Source organism: Zongyangia acetica, assembly GCF_038739695.1.
Taxonomy (GTDB): Bacteria; Bacillota; Clostridia; order Oscillospirales; family Ruminococcaceae; genus Zongyangia; species Zongyangia gallinarum.
The window spans coordinates 99,793-114,718 of the sequence record NZ_JBBEWN010000004.1 but is presented as its reverse complement, the minus strand read 5'-3'; the positions used below and the strand labels follow the sequence as shown (position 1 = coordinate 114,718).

The following is a 14,926-nucleotide window of genomic DNA, read 5'->3' as shown; positions in this document are numbered from 1 at the left end:
AAGCAAGGAGGAATCAACATGACCCAGACCATGACCGAGGTTTTGGAGTTCATCGAAGAAAACGACGTCAAGTTTATCCGTCTGGCCTTCTGCGATATTTTCGGAAAGCAAAAAAACATCTCCATTATGCCCGCCCAACTTCCCCGCGCCTTTGAAACCGGTATTTCCTTTGACGCTTCGGTCATCCGTGGGTTTATGGATGTGGCGGAGTCCGACCTATTTCTGGTTCCGGATCCTGCCACCCTGGCCGTTCTTCCATGGCGCCCCTCCCAAGGACGGGTTGTCCGGTTCTTCTGCGACATTCGCCGTCCTGATGGCACCCCTTTTGAGGGCTCTGGGCGGGACATTCTGCGCCGGACGGTAAAAAAGGCCGCGGATATGGGATATGTCTGCAAAATCGGCTCTGAATGTGAATTTTACCTTTTCGAGCGGGACGAGGACGGCAATCCTACCATGATTCCCCATGACCATGGCACCTATTGCGACATTGCTCCCCTGGATAAGGGGGAAAATGTGCGTCGGGAAATCTGCCTGACCTTAGAGGAAATGGGGATTCAGCCGGAAAGCTCCCACCATGAACAGGGGCCGGGGCAAAACGAAATTGATTTTCAGTATTCCCACGCTCTGGCAGCGGCAGACGATCTGGTCACCTTCCGGGCAGTGGTCAAAAATATCGCGGCGCAAAACGGGCTTTTTGCATCCTTTATGCCCAAACCCTTCCCGGACAAGAGTGGAAATGGGCTGCATATTAACATGTCCCTTTCCCAAAATGGCCGGAATATCTTTAAAACCAATGAGGCAGGGCATTCCAAAGAAGCGGAGAGCTTTTTGCAAGGGATCATGGATCGGATTCCTGAAATCACTGCTTTTCTCAATCCCCTGACCAATTCCTATGCCCGCTTTGGGGAGTTTGAGGCTCCCAGGTACTTGACCTGGTCCCATCAAAACCGCTCCCAGCTGATCCGGGTCCCGGCGGCCACAGGTAAATACAGCCGAATCGAGCTGCGCTCTCCCGACCCCTCTTGCAACCCCTATCTCGCCTATTCCCTGCTCATTGCGGCGGGGTTAGAGGGGATTGCCCAGAAAAAGAAGTTATGTGCCCCCACCAACCTGAACCTGTTCGATGTGATGAAGGAGCAGACCAAAACCTTTGAAACGCTTCCAGGGGATCTTTGGTCCGCCTTGCAGCTTGCGAAAAATAGCAGCTTTGTGGCAGAAGTCCTGCCCCAGGCTACGATTGAAAAATATATGGAACAAAAAGAGGCTGAATATCTGGGTTATAAAAAGGCGCTGGATAAACACGCTTATGAACAGGATCAATATTTCCTACAGATTTAAGGTATTCTTATATGACACAGACTGATGAAAGGCGGTGGATCCATGGAAAGTGCTCTGATTGTGACAACTGCCTGTAAGGGTACCCAGCTTCTGGCAGAGCTTCTCAAGATGAGCGGTATCACTTCCATCTCCACCGCTGCCAGTGGTGGAGATGCCAGGCGTCTGTTGCTGGAGACTAGCTTTGACCTGGTGGTCATCAATGCTCCACTGAGCGATGAATACGGCCATGAATTGGCTGTATTTGTGGCGGAGTCCAGCGGAGCAGGCGTGATTATCCTCTGCAAATCTGAGCGGGCAGACCTTGTTTCCCAGAAGGTAGAGGACGCCGGTGTTTTTGTAGTGGAAAAGCCCATCAGCCGCCAGCTTTTTTTCCAGTCCATCAAACTCATGGCTGCTTCCCGGCGGCGTATGTTGGGACTAAAAAAAGAAAACAGTAAGCTTCGTGGAAAAATTGAAGAGATCCGTCTGGTAGACCGGGCTAAATGCCTGCTCATCCAGTATTTGGATATGACGGAGCCTGAGGCCCATCGCGCCATTGAAAAAGAGGCCATGGATCGCCGGGTGACACGTAAGGAAATCGCAAAAGAAATTGTATCCCGTTATGAAAACTAAAACGGGAATGCAGCTTAGTATACAGGGGAGGATCGTTATGGCGCAAAACGCATATCTTGTGTTAGAAAATGGACAGATATTTAAGGGGAAGACCTTTGGAGCCGTCAAGCCAGTGGTTGGGGAAACTGTCTTTACCACCGGGATGACTGGCTATCTGGAAACACTGACCGACCCCAGCTATTATGGACAGATGGTGGTACAGACCTTTCCTCTCATCGGCAATTACGGGGTCATTCCCTCCGATTTTGAGAGCAAAAGGCCCTCTTTAACCGCATATATTGTACGTGACTGGTGTCAAGTTCCCTCTAACTTCCGCAGCGAGGGCCAACTTGACGCCTTTTTAAAAGCCTGCGGCATTCCAGGGCTTTATGGTATCGACACCCGGGAGCTGACCAAGGTCATCCGGGAACACGGTGTTATGAATGGAGAGATTGTTTATGACCTTGGTCAGTGCAATTCCCAGGCCGTGCAGGATTACCGTGTGACCCACGCAGTGGCATCGGTGAGCTGCCAACAGGCTGAGACTTTCACTCCGGCCCACCCACAGCACCGGGTGGTACTTTGGGACTTCGGCGCCAAAGAAAACATCCAGCGGGAACTGATCAAACGGGGCTGTGAGGTGATCCGTATGCCCTATGACGCCACTGCGGAGAATATCCTAGCGGCAAAGCCCGATGGAATCATGCTTTCCAATGGCCCCGGCGATCCCATGGAAAACACCGGGATCATCACGCAGCTGAAAAAGCTTTGCGGGGCGAAACTTCCTACCTTCGGCATCTGCCTAGGCCATCAGTTACTAGCGCTTTCCCAAGGAGCCAAAACCCACAAACTCCACTATGGACATCGGGGGGCCAACCAGCCGGCCAAAAACCTGCAAACCGGCCGTGTCTATATCACCAGTCAAAACCATGGGTATGCAGTAGAAAACGACTCCCTTCCCCCAAATGCCGCCCTCTCCTATGTCAATGCCAACGACGGCACCTGCGAAGGGATTTCTTACACAGATATGCCTGCTTTCTCGGTGCAGTTTCATCCGGAGGCATCTGCCGGTCCCCTGGACACGGGATTTTTGTTCGACGAATTTATGAAAATGATGGAAGGGGGAAGATAATATGCCGCTGAGAAAGGATATTAAAAAAGTAATGGTCATCGGCTCCGGCCCTATCGTTATCGGTCAGGCGGCGGAGTTTGACTATGCCGGCACCCAGGCCTGCCGCGCCCTAAAAGAGGATGGCTTGGAGGTGGTATTAGTCAACTCCAACCCTGCCACCATCATGACCGACAAGGTGATGGCCGATCAGATCTATCTGGAACCGCTGACCACCGATACCATCAAACGGATCATCGAAAAGGAGCATCCAGATAGCCTATTGTCCACCCTGGGCGGTCAGACAGGACTGACCCTCTCCATGCAGCTGGCAAAAGAGGGATTCTTGCAGTCCCACGGTGTCAAGCTTCTGGGGGCCAATCCGGAAACCATCGATAAAGCGGAAGACCGGCAGTTATTTAAGGATACCATGGAGCAGATCGGCCAGCCCGTCATCCCCTCCCAGGTGGTCAACGATGTAGATTCCGCTTTGGATTTTGCGCAAACAATCGGCTATCCCGTCATTGTCCGCCCTGCTTTTACCTTGGGAGGCAGCGGCGGCGGTATTGCAAATACGCCGGAGGAGCTTCAAGAAATCGCTGGGAATGGCCTGCGCCAGTCCCCCATCAACCAGATCCTGGTAGAAAAATGCATCGCCGGCTGGAAGGAAATTGAATTTGAAGTAATGCGGGATTCCGCCGGTAACGTAATCACCGTGTGCAGTATGGAAAACTTTGATCCAGTAGGAGTGCACACTGGCGACTCCATTGTCATCGCGCCGGCGGTTACCCTTTCCGATAAGGAATATCAGATGCTCCGCAGCGCCGCTCTTTCTATCATTGACGCCATGGGCATTGAAGGAGGATGCAACTGCCAGTTTGCGCTGCATCCCACCAGCTTTGAATATGCCGTCATCGAGGTCAATCCTCGTGTATCCCGTTCCTCGGCGCTGGCCTCTAAAGCCACCGGCTATCCCATCGCCAAGGTGGCTGCGAAAATCGCCATCGGCTATACCCTAGATGAAATTAAAAACGCGGTGACCGGGAAAACCTACGCCTGTTTTGAGCCGGCGCTGGATTATGTAGTGGTCAAGTTCCCCAAATGGCCTTTTGACAAATTCGTCTACGCCAAGCGGACTCTAGGCACCCAGATGAAAGCCACCGGCGAAGTGATGGCTATCGCCCAGACCTTTGAGGCAGCCATCATGAAGGCGGTTCGGGGTGCTGAAATCGGCCAAGACGGCCTGCGGATGAAGAAATTCGCCGCGCTATCCACCCAAGAGGTTCATCAAAAGCTTTATGACTGTGACGACGAGCGGCTTTTTGCCATCTTCGAGGCCCTGATGCGCGGCATCACTCCGGAAGAAATTCATAATATCACAAAGATCGACCTATGGTTTTTATATAAGCTGAAAAACCTGGCACAGATGGAAACGTCTCTGCGCACCAAAACTCTGGATGAGGACCTTTATCGGGAGGCCAAGCGCCTGGGTTATCCCGACAAGCGTATCGAAAGCCTCAGCGGCCAGAAGATTCCCTGTTTCCTCTTGGCCTCTTTCAAAATGGTCGACACCTGCGCCGCTGAGTTTGAGGCGCAGACTCCCTATTTTTACTCCACCTATGACGAGGCTTGCGAAGCAAAACGGTTGCTGGAGGAGAGGAAAAGCTCCAAGCAAACGGTGGTGGTGCTGGGCTCCGGTCCCATCCGCATCGGCCAAGGGATTGAATTTGACTACGCCTCTGTCCAATGTGTCTGGACCCTGAAAAAGGCAGGCTATGAGGTGGTCATCATCAACAATAATCCAGAAACCGTCTCCACTGACTTTGATACTGCCGACCGGCTTTACTTTGAGCCTCTGACCCCAGAGGATGTGATGAACGTCATCCGGACAGAAAATCCCATGGGCGTAGTGGTGGCCTTTGGCGGCGGCACCGCCATTAAGTTGACTAACTTCTTGGTCGGCCAGGGAGTCAATATCCTGGGTACGCCAGCCGACAGCATCGACATGGCGGAGGACCGGGAGCGCTTTGACGAGCTATTGGAACGTCTTCATATCCAGCGCCCCAAAGGGGATACGGTGATGAACACCGAGGAGGCCCTTGCCGCTGCCAATCGGCTAGGGTATCCGGTGCTCATGCGTCCCTCCTATGTGCTAGGGGGACAAAACATGATCATCGCCTTCTCCGATGCGGACATCGAAGAGTATATGAAGATCATCCTCTCCCATAACATTGAAAACCCTGTCCTCATTGACAAGTACCTGATGGGTGTGGAGATTGAGGTGGACGCCATCTGTGACGGGGAGGATATTCTCATCCCCGGTATTATGGAGCACATTGAGCGAGCCGGCATCCACTCTGGCGACTCTATCGCCGTCTACCCTGCCTGGAATGTCAGCGGCAGGCTGAAAGAACAGCTCATCGACTTTACCCGCCAGCTGGCCCTTGCCATGAAAACTCAGGGACTTGTCAATATCCAATATGTCATCTATCATAGCAAAATCTATGTCATCGAAGTTAATCCCCGGGCCTCCCGCACCGTGCCCTACATCAGCAAGGTCACGGGAGTCCCCATGGTAGAGCTCGCCACCAGAGCCATGCTGGGTGAGCGCCTCTCCCAGATGGGTTATGGCACCGGTCTTTACAAAACTCCGCCTTATGTAGCGGTCAAAGTACCTGTCTTTTCCTTTGAGAAGCTCAGCGATGTAGATACCCAGCTGGGTCCCGAAATGAAGTCCACCGGCGAAGTGTTGGGGATCGGAAAGTCCCTCAGCGAGACTCTCTACAAAGGGCTTTGCGCGGCAGGCTACAAAATGTATAAACAGGGCGGCGTTTTCATCACAGTACGGGATTCCGACAAGGCGGAAATTGTGGATGTGGCGAAAAAATACGCGGCTTTAGGCTTTGATCTCTATGCTACCAAGGGCACGGCGAAAGTGCTGGAACGGGCAGGGATGCAGGTCCGGAAAGTGAACAAAATCCACGAATCTGAGGACAACACCATGACCCTTTTGGAAAGCGGGAAGATCCAATATATCATCTCCACTTCGGCCAAAGGGCGCCTGCCAGCCAGGGACAGCGTAAAAATCCGCCGCAAGGCTGTGGAACGGGCCATCGCATGCCTAACCTCTATCGATACTGCAAACGCGTTGGCTGACTCCTTGATTAGCCGTTACAGCCAACAGAATACAGAGCTTGTGGACATCCATCATATGAGGAGGGAACGTATGAAACTGAAATTTACAAAAATGCAGGGCTGCGGCAACGACTATATCTACTTCAACTGTTTCGAACAGGATGTAGTAGCCCCTGAATCTCTCAGCGTCTATCTCTCCGACCGGCACTTCGGAGTCGGCGGTGACGGGGTGGTGCTCATCTGCCCGTCCGAGGTGGCTGATGCAAAAATGCGGATGTTCAACCTAGACGGCAGCGAGGGAAAGATGTGCGGCAACGCCATCCGCTGCGTAGGAAAATACCTGTACGAACACGGCATTGCTCCCAAACAGGAGCTGACCATCGAAACCCTCAGCGGCATCAAGAAGCTCCGTCTCTATGTAGAAAACGGAGTAGTGGATTCCGTCACGGTGGATATGGGGCCTGCTGAGTTGGATCCGAAAAAAATCCCTGTGGCCCTGGAGGGAGATGTCATCATAGACCATCCCGTCCAGATCGGCGGCAGAGAGGAGCGGATCACCTGCGTTTCCATGGGAAATCCCCATTGTGTGGTCTTCCGGGACAATCTGGACACCTTGGACATTGATAAGGTTGGGCCGGAATTTGAATATGATCCTCTCTTCCCCGAGCGGGTCAACACAGAATTTGTCACGGTAGTCGGAGAAAACACCATTAAGATGCGGGTCTGGGAACGTGGCTCCGGGGAAACTTGGGCTTGTGGAACCGGCGCCTGCGCCGCCGCGGTGGCCTGTGTCCTCAACGGCTACTGCAAGAAGGGGGAGGATATTACGGTCCTGCTCAAAGGCGGCCAGCTCACCATCTGTTACACAGACGAGACCGTTTATATGACCGGGGAATGTGAAAAAGTATTTGAGGGGGTTGTGGAGGCATGACCAAATATATCTTTGTCACCGGCGGCGTTGTCTCAGGCCTTGGCAAGGGCATTACAGCGGCGTCTCTGGGGCGGCTGCTCAAATGCAGAGGCCTGACGGTGGCCGCCCAGAAGCTGGATCCCTACATCAATGTGGATCCCGGTACCATGAGCCCCTATCAGCATGGGGAGGTCTATGTTACCGAAGACGGCGCGGAAACCGATCTGGATTTGGGGCATTATGAGCGCTTTATCGACGAGGACCTCAACCGCTACTCCAACCTGACCACCGGCAAGGTCTACTGGAATGTGCTGACCAAGGAGAGGAAAGGTCTCTACCTAGGGGAAACGGTCCAGGTCATCCCCCACATCACCAATGAGATTAAAAGCTTTATCTACTCTGTTGGTAAAAAAACCAACGCTGACGTGGTCATCACCGAAATCGGCGGCACTACCGGCGATATTGAAAGCCAGCCCTTTTTGGAGGCTATCCGCCAGGTTTCCCATGAGGTAGGGCGGGATAACTGTCTCTTTCTTCATGTGACCCTGGTTCCTTATATCAAAAGTTCCGGTGAGCACAAATCAAAGCCCACCCAGCATTCTGTTAAAGAACTGCAATCCTTCGGCGTCATGCCGGACATCATCATCGCCCGGTGCGACGAGCCGCTTGAAAAGAGTATCAAGCAAAAAATTGCTCTATTCTGTAATGTAGAGCCCGACTGCGTCATCGAAAATCTCACCCTTCCTGTCCTTTATGAAGCGCCTATCATGCTGGAACACAATCATCTGGCCGAGATCGTCTGCCGCAAGCTTCATCTGGCTGATGAGCCCTGTGACCTGACCGAGTGGCAGCAGATGCTCACCCGCATTGAAAACGCCACCCGTCCGGTTACCATTGCCCTTGTCGGCAAATATGTTAAACTCCATGACGCCTATCTTTCGGTGGTGGAAGCCCTTTCCCATGCAGGTTATGAAACCGGGAATAAAGTCTACATCCAATGGGTGGACTCGGAAAAGATCACACCGGAAAATGTCGCCAAAATACTCGCCGGCGCCTCTGGGATTATCATTCCCGGCGGCTTTGGGGATCGGGGCATTGAGGGGATGATTACCGCTGCCCAATACGCACGGGAACAAAAAATCCCCTACCTTGGCATCTGCCTTGGCATGCAGATTGCTGTCATCGAATATGCCCGTCACCAGGCAGGCTTTTCAAGCGCCCATTCCCGGGAGTTTTCGGAGGACAGTGAGCATTATGTCATCGATCTCATGCCGGATCAGCAAGGGAATCTCCCCAAGGGCGGTACCATGCGTCTGGGCCGCTATCCCTGCGTCATCAAAGAGGGAACCAAAATGAAGGAAGCCTATGGCAAAGCTGAAATCGGAGAGCGGCACCGACACCGGTATGAATTTAACAATGTCTACCGGGATCAGATGGAAGCCGCTGGGCTAACCATCAGCGGTACCTCCCCTGACGGTCGTCTGGTGGAGGCAATAGAGCTTTCCAACCATCCCTTCTTTGTAGGGGTTCAATACCATCCTGAATTTAAAAGCCGCCCTAACCGGGCCCATCCTCTATTCCGTGAATTCGTCGCGGCGGCCGACCGGCTGCAAAACCCTGGACAAAAAGGAGAAGCACAATGAAAATTAATCGAAATTATTTGAATTTAAAGGACAGCTATCTGTTTTCCACCATTAATCAGAAGGTAACCGCTTATACTACTTCCCATCCGGAGAAGAAAATCATCCGTCTCGGCATTGGCGACGTGACAAGGCCCCTCTGCCCTGCCGTAGTAGATGCTATGAAGGCCGCCTGTGATGACCAAGGCCGGGCGGATACCTTCCACGGCTACGGGCCGGAGCAAGGGTATGATTTCTTGAAAGATGCTATCCGCGGCTACTATGACAAACGGGGCACCTCTCTGGAACCGCAAGAGATCTTTATCAGCGACGGCGCCAAAAGCGATGTCGGCAATATTTTAGACCTGTTTTCTCCGGATAACACGGTGCTGGTACCCGACCCAGTTTATCCGGTTTATGTGGATACTAACTTCATGGACGGGCGGAAAATTCTCTATATGAATGCCAGAAAAGAGAACCATTTTCTTCCCCTGCCGGATGAAAATGTCAAGGCAGACATCATCTATCTGTGTTCTCCCAACAATCCCACCGGTGCAGTCTATGACCATCAGGGGCTGAAAGCTTGGGTGGATTACGCGCTGAAAAATCAGGCTGTGATCCTTTTTGACGCGGCCTACGAAGCTTTTGTCAGCGATCCTGCCCTTCCCCGCAGCATCTATGAAATCGAGGGGGCTAAAAATTGCGCCATCGAGTTTTGTTCCCTCTCCAAAACTGCCGGCTTCACCGGTACCCGCTGCGGCTATACCATCGTTCCCACGCAGCTGCAATTTGATGGTGCGTCTCTCAACAAGCTCTGGCTCCGCCGCCAGACCACCAAGTTTAATGGTGTTTCCTATATTGTCCAGAAGGGCGCTGCAGCCGTGTTTACCCCCGAGGGCCTGATGCAAATTAAGGAAAACATTTCCTATTACATGGAAAATGCAAGGATGATCGCTGAAGCCCTCACCCAAATGGATATCTACTTTACTGGCGGCAAAAACTCCCCCTACATTTGGCTCCAGTGTCCTGAAGGTATGGCTTCCTGGGATTACTTCGATCTTCTCCTTGAAAAGGCAGGAGTAGTAGGAACCCCGGGCGCTGGTTTTGGGCAAAATGGGGAAGGATTCTTCCGCCTTACCGCTTTCGGAACCCATGAGGCCACCAAAGAAGCGCTGGAACGCATAAAGAGTCTTTAATATTTTGTTTCTTTTTCCATTCCTGTAATAAAAATCGGAGGGGTTTCAACCCCTCCGATTTTTATTACATTGATTAAACTAATAAATATCTATTCCTCCAAAGATCGCCACATAACGGATATGCACTGTCGGCCAATTGGGATTATAGGGTGCAGATGCTCGATTGTCGAAACCGCCAAAAAGGGGAACGCCGTTAGCCACAATGTTAACCCTAGGCGGCGCTACCAAATCGATGCCGCCAAAAACAGCTGTCAGCCGGATCTCGATATTTTTGTTGACCTTCGCCTGGCTCAAGTCCGCGTCGATGCCGCCAAAAATCGCCGTCCCAGAAAAGCCCATGAGATCATCGGTCAAACAGATGGTGTCCTGGCCAGAAAAGGCCGCCGTATAACTGGGATATTTGCTGAAGTCTTGCGCAGCATTGGGGTGCTTAGCTCGGAAATTTTGGGCCTGTGCTTGCCGATAGCGGTAGTAGTTTTCATCTTCCTGCGATGTCTGCTGTGAATCGTCTTTCCCAGCAGCTTGTTGTGCTGCATTTTCTCTCTCTTGATTGGGAGGATACTGGTATTGGCCGTAGGAATACTGGCCATAGTAGGTTTGTTCATTGTTTTTCCGGGTAACAGCATGATAAATGATGGCGCCGCCGGCATAAATTAAGCCACAAGAAACAAGGATGGGCCATATGTACCGTCCATGAATCAAGCCCAATTCTGCCAAAAGAAACACAATTCCTAAGACCAACAGCAATGCGCCGGTATTTCTCTGGCCCTTACAGAAGAGCATTGCCGTACCTGGCAGGATCAATAGCAAAGTCCACCAACCGTCGAAGATGCTGAATTGCCACAGGTCAAATGCATTGCCCAGCCATCCAATGCCAAAGACAATCAGCAGAGCGCCTATGGTGATTGCTCCTAAATTTCTTCTCATCTGTTTTTCTCCATTCTCCAAAAGGCCTAGTACTGCAAATCGCATGACAAACCAGGCTATTTGGTCATTTCTAAAAATAAGTATAGGGGAAATATTCCTCGAAAACAAGAGCACAGCCCTTAAAAGTTTATGAAGTTTTACTTACAAATTTACCTCGTTTTTTCCAGCTAACAGTCAATCGAAAATACGGCTGCGGCTTTGCTTCGCAAATCCTTCTCTATGCGCCGGGGTTTCGCTCCGCTTCCCCCGATGCGCTAAAAAAACAGCCGAAAATACGGCTGCGGCTTTGCTCCGCAAATCCTTCCTCATGCGCCGGGGTTTCGCTTCCCCCGATGCGCTAAAAAAACAGCCGAAAATCCGGCTGCGGCTTTGCTCCGCAAATCCTTCCTCATGCGCCGGGGTTTCGCTTCCCCCGATGCGCTAAAAAAACAGCCGAAAATCCGGCTGCGGCTTTGCTCCGCAAATCCTTCTCTATGCGCCGGGGTTTCGCTTCGCTTCCCCCGATGCGCTAAAAAAACAGCCGAAAATCCGGCTGCGGCTTTGCTTCGCAAATCCTTCCTCATGCGCCGGGGTTCCGCTTCGCTTCCCCCGATGCGCTAAAAAAACAGCCGAAAATCCGGCTGTTTTTTTAGGCAAACAAACATCTGCAACTATGCTATAATGGGACTAAAGATCAATTGACTCTATCCGCACAACCCAAATGACGATGAAAGGCAGGATGAAATATGCATACCAATGGGAAAATTAAATGGGGCATTTTAGGGACAGGCTGGATTGCCGATAAATTCTGCACCGCCCTCACCGCCTGTGAGGATGCTGAAATTTATGCTGTCGGCTCCCGTACCCAGGAAACCGCCGACCAATTTGCCAAACGGTTTTCAATTCCTAAGGCATACCCTACTTATGAAGCTCTTGTCAGCGACCCGGATGTAGATGTCATCTACATCGCTACACCCCATCGGCTCCATTACGAAAATGCCCTGCTTTGTTTACAACATGGCAAGGCGGTTCTCAATGAAAAGGCTTTTACAGTCAACGCCAAACAGGCCAGGGAAATCAAGGCGCTGGCCGAGGAGAAAAATCTCTTTGTCATGGAGGCTTTCTGGCCCCGCTTTCAACCGGTCAACCGTGAGGTATACCGGCTGGTCAATGAAGATCATCTCATCGGTGACATCAAAATGATGAAGGTAGATTTTGTCAAAGTTGAGGATTGGCCTGATGAACACCGCATCTACAACATCAACCTGGCTGGCGGTACCATGCTGGATCTGGGGATCTACGTTCTCTCTTATACCGCCCGCTTTTTGGGTGCTGATCCCAGCGAAGTTCATTCGGTGGCGAGTATGGGCCATACCAATGTGGATGACCAGACCGCGATCCTCCTCAAATATCCCAACAATGCGATTGCGATTCTTGCCGCAGCTCTGCGCACCAAAGGCAGTGATGACGCTTATATTTACGGTTCCAAAGGATATGTTCACATTCCCCACTTCTGGGGCGCAGAGGAGGCGACCATCTATCCTGAAGGAGCCGATCCCATTCATCTCCAGATGCCCTTTATCAAAAACGGTTATGAATACGAAGCGATGGAGGTTATGGAGTGCTTGCGAGCCGGTAAAACCCAGAGCGACATTATGCCGCTGGACGAAACGGTCAAACTGATGGAAATCATGGATTCCTGCCGTTATTCCTGGAATTTCAAATATCCCTTTGAAGAGTAAAGGAGTGTTCCTATGAAAGAAACCATAAAATGGGGCATTCTGGGTACCGGAACCATTGCAAAAAAATTCTGTACTGGATTGACCTCAATTGCCGATGCTGAAATTTATGCTGTTGGATCCCGCTCTCAGGAAAGTGCCGACCGATTTGCACAACAGTTTTCCATTCCCAAGGCTTACGCCAGCTATGAAGCCCTGGCCAACGATCCGGATGTAGACGTCATCTACATTGCTACACCCCACACCCTGCATATGGAAAACGCCCTTTTGTGCCTATCCCACAACAAACCGGTTCTCTGCGAAAAGCCCTTTGCAGTCAATGCATCCCAGGCGGCCAAGGTCTTTGACCTAGCTCGGCAGAAAAATCTCTTTGTCATGGAAGCTTTCTGGACCCGTTTTCAGCCGCTGGCATCTGAAATCATCCGGCGGATCAATCAGGGGGAATTCGGAGAGATCCGCACCGCCCGCATTGCCTTCGGCTTTCAGGAGGAGTTAGGACCGGAAGGACGGCTTCTCAATCCGAAGCTTGCAGGCGGAGCCCTATTGGATGTGGGCATCTACACCCTTTCCTATGCGGATATGATCTTTGGTACCGTCCCCTCCTCCCTGCATAGCTGTGCCCAGATTGGTCCCACCGGTGTGGACGAGCAGAACGCTATTTTGGCCCACTACCCATCAGGCGGTATCGCCAGTCTGCAAAGCGCCGTCACCGTAGAGATTCCCAACGATGCCCAGATGATCGGCACCAAGGCCCAGATTGATATCCCTGAATTTTGGCATGCAGAAACCGCCTATATTACGCCTTATGAGGGAGAACCCTATGAAATCCACCTTCCCTTTATGAAAAACGGTTACGAATACGAGGCTATGGAAGTTATGCAGTGCCTGAGGGAGGGTAAGATTCAAAGTGACATCCTGCCCTGGAGCCATACCCTACAGATGATGGAACTTCTCGATACCTGCCGGAAAGAATGGGGATTGCGCTATCCCATGGAAGATAAGGATTAAGAAAGGAAAATGATATGGAAGAAAACAAGCAAAACCTAGATGGGCAGGAAAAAGAGCAAGCTCCAGAAATCCAAGCGGACGAACAGCAGGAGCAAGAGGAAGCAGCTCAGAACCCCTCCCAGCCCACAGAGGAGGAGATGAAAGCTGTCACCCCCATCGGCGGTCTATTCCCAAAATGGGATAGAAAAAACCAATCCACCTTAAAGATTCTCCTCTACTGCCTTCTCTGCATTGTCATCCTCATGCTCATCGGCTATTTCTTCAAGTAAATGCAAAATCAAGGGCTTTCCAGAGAAATTGGAGAGTCCTTTGGTTTATGCAGGGGATGTCTTAATTTTCTGATAAAAACGCATGTAATGAAAGGAGCGGATCATCGATGCCTTTACGGGAAATTTCACTTTCTGACATTGAAAACATAAAGGTCGGTCATGCCCAAGACCTTGCGGGGATCACCGGCTGCACCGTTATCCTCTGCGAAAAGGGCGCTCCCACCGGTCTTGATGTGCGGGGAGGAGGCCCTGCGTCCCGGGAAACGGAGCTTCTTTCTCCTGTAGCCAGTTGCCAGGGAATCCATGGAATACTTCTCAGCGGCGGCAGTGCTTTTGGATTGGATGCCGCTGCCGGGGTGATGCAATACCTAGAGGAAAAGGGCATCGGCTTTCCGGTGGGACCTACCGTAGTCCCGTTGGTCTGCGCCTCCTGCCTATTTGATCTCAATATTGGCGATCCTGGAGTTCGGCCTGGCCCTTCTATGGGTTATGATGCTTGTCTCGATGCCGCCACCCGCTTCCACGATGCCATGGGCAATATAGGGGCCGGAACCGGTGCTACGGTAGGCAAGTACCTAGGTACTGATTATGCCATGAAGTCCGGTCTTGGCAGCTATGCTGTCCAGATTGGAGCGCTAAAGGTAGGCGCGATTGTAGCCGTCAATGCCCTAGGGGATATTTTCGATTGCGACAACGGTCAACAGTTAGCCGGACTCCTTAATGAAAAAAAGGACGCCTTTCGGAATACTGAATCCCAATTTTACGACGCCTATGCCGGTATCCGCAACGTATTTACTGGAAATACCACCATTGGTGCAATCATCACCAATGGAAAGTTTGATAAAGTCCAGATGAAAAAGGTGGCCGCTATGGCTCACAACGGCTATGCCCGGGCCATCCGTCCCGTCCATACGACCGCCGACGGCGACAGTATCTATGCTATGTCGGTAGGGAATATTCAGGCAGACTTGGATGTGGTGGGGACTCTGGCCGCTACCGTCATGGCTAGGGCAATTAAGAACGCCGTCCTCCACGCTGCGTCCCTAGGCGGGTACCCGTCAGCACGGGAATTGTGTATAAAATAAAATTACGGTCACGAAAAGGCGG

At 51.7% G+C, this 14,926-nt stretch carries 11 protein-coding genes; 10 read left to right on the top strand and 1 reads right to left on the bottom strand.

From position 1 onward, the window contains the following. Positions 1 to 18: 18 nt before the first annotated feature. From WGC32_RS05035 to WGC32_RS05010, 6 genes are read left to right on the top strand one after another with little or no spacing between them, the layout of a single operon-like run. A complete protein-coding gene (locus tag WGC32_RS05035; protein WP_342680903.1) occupies positions 19 to 1,338 on the top strand; it encodes a glutamine synthetase family protein in 1,320 nt (439 codons plus the stop codon). 42 nt (positions 1,339 to 1,380) lie between these two features. Further along, the gene (locus WGC32_RS05030; protein WP_342680902.1) at positions 1,381 to 1,950 is read left to right on the top strand and encodes an ANTAR domain-containing response regulator; all 570 of its coding nucleotides are present in this window, start codon (positions 1,381 to 1,383) and stop codon (positions 1,948 to 1,950) included. Between the two features lie 37 nt (positions 1,951 to 1,987). Continuing rightward, positions 1,988 to 3,061, top strand: coding sequence for a carbamoyl phosphate synthase small subunit (locus tag WGC32_RS05025; protein ID WP_342680901.1), 1,074 nt, complete (start codon positions 1,988 to 1,990; stop codon positions 3,059 to 3,061). A gap of 1 nt (position 3,062) precedes the next feature. After that, positions 3,063 to 7,103, top strand: a complete 4,041-nt coding sequence (carB, locus tag WGC32_RS05020) for a carbamoyl-phosphate synthase large subunit (RefSeq protein WP_342680900.1) — start codon at positions 3,063 to 3,065, stop codon at positions 7,101 to 7,103. After that, a complete protein-coding gene (locus tag WGC32_RS05015; RefSeq protein ID WP_342680899.1) occupies positions 7,100 to 8,725 on the top strand; it encodes a CTP synthase in 1,626 nt (541 codons plus the stop codon). The genes carB and WGC32_RS05015 overlap by 4 nt, the downstream gene beginning before the upstream one ends. Continuing rightward, positions 8,722 to 9,897, top strand: a complete 1,176-nt coding sequence (locus WGC32_RS05010; RefSeq protein ID WP_342680898.1) for an LL-diaminopimelate aminotransferase — start codon at positions 8,722 to 8,724, stop codon at positions 9,895 to 9,897. The genes WGC32_RS05015 and WGC32_RS05010 overlap by 4 nt, the downstream gene beginning before the upstream one ends. Before the next feature lie 78 nt (positions 9,898 to 9,975). On the opposite strand, the gene WGC32_RS05005 is transcribed toward WGC32_RS05010, so the two are convergent. Beyond that, complete coding sequence (locus WGC32_RS05005) at positions 9,976 to 10,824, bottom strand: LiaF transmembrane domain-containing protein (RefSeq protein ID WP_342680897.1); 849 nt, start codon at positions 10,822 to 10,824, stop codon at positions 9,976 to 9,978. 725 nt (positions 10,825 to 11,549) lie between these two features. Between WGC32_RS05005 and WGC32_RS05000 the strand changes: the two genes are divergently transcribed. The 4 genes from WGC32_RS05000 (at position 11,550) to WGC32_RS04985 (ending at position 14,904) form a co-directional block, all read left to right on the top strand. Beyond that, a complete protein-coding gene (locus WGC32_RS05000) occupies positions 11,550 to 12,545 on the top strand; it encodes a Gfo/Idh/MocA family protein (RefSeq protein WP_342680896.1) in 996 nt (331 codons plus the stop codon). Between the two features lie 12 nt (positions 12,546 to 12,557). Beyond that, positions 12,558 to 13,550: a Gfo/Idh/MocA family oxidoreductase gene (locus tag WGC32_RS04995; RefSeq protein ID WP_191482382.1), complete on the top strand. Its 993-nt coding sequence runs from the start codon at positions 12,558 to 12,560 to the stop codon at positions 13,548 to 13,550. Positions 13,551 to 13,564: 14 nt separating this feature from the next. Next, on the top strand, positions 13,565 to 13,819 hold the full coding sequence (locus WGC32_RS04990; RefSeq protein ID WP_342680895.1) for a hypothetical protein: 255 nt from the start codon (positions 13,565 to 13,567) through the stop codon (positions 13,817 to 13,819). Between the two features lie 107 nt (positions 13,820 to 13,926). Next, complete coding sequence (locus tag WGC32_RS04985; protein WP_342680894.1) at positions 13,927 to 14,904, top strand: P1 family peptidase; 978 nt, start codon at positions 13,927 to 13,929, stop codon at positions 14,902 to 14,904. The last annotated feature ends 22 nt before the right edge of the window (positions 14,905 to 14,926 follow it).

Bases quoted from the DNA above. Each gene is read 5' to 3' on its own strand.
- WGC32_RS05035 (WP_342680903.1), top strand. From the start codon at position 19: ATGACCCAGACCATGACCGAGGTTTTGGAGTTCATCGAAGAAAACGAC.
- WGC32_RS05030 (WP_342680902.1), top strand. From the start codon at position 1,381: ATGGAAAGTGCTCTGATTGTGACAACTGCCTGTAAGGGTACCCAGCTT.
- WGC32_RS05025 (WP_342680901.1), top strand. From the start codon at position 1,988: ATGGCGCAAAACGCATATCTTGTGTTAGAAAATGGACAGATATTTAAG.
- carB (WP_342680900.1), top strand. From the start codon at position 3,063: ATGCCGCTGAGAAAGGATATTAAAAAAGTAATGGTCATCGGCTCCGGC.
- WGC32_RS05015 (WP_342680899.1), top strand. From the start codon at position 7,100: ATGACCAAATATATCTTTGTCACCGGCGGCGTTGTCTCAGGCCTTGGC.
- WGC32_RS05010 (WP_342680898.1), top strand. From the start codon at position 8,722: ATGAAAATTAATCGAAATTATTTGAATTTAAAGGACAGCTATCTGTTT.
- WGC32_RS05005 (WP_342680897.1), bottom strand. From the start codon at position 10,824: ATGAGAAGAAATTTAGGAGCAATCACCATAGGCGCTCTGCTGATTGTC.
- WGC32_RS05000 (WP_342680896.1), top strand. From the start codon at position 11,550: ATGCATACCAATGGGAAAATTAAATGGGGCATTTTAGGGACAGGCTGG.
- WGC32_RS04995 (WP_191482382.1), top strand. From the start codon at position 12,558: ATGAAAGAAACCATAAAATGGGGCATTCTGGGTACCGGAACCATTGCA.
- WGC32_RS04990 (WP_342680895.1), top strand. From the start codon at position 13,565: ATGGAAGAAAACAAGCAAAACCTAGATGGGCAGGAAAAAGAGCAAGCT.
- WGC32_RS04985 (WP_342680894.1), top strand. From the start codon at position 13,927: ATGCCTTTACGGGAAATTTCACTTTCTGACATTGAAAACATAAAGGTC.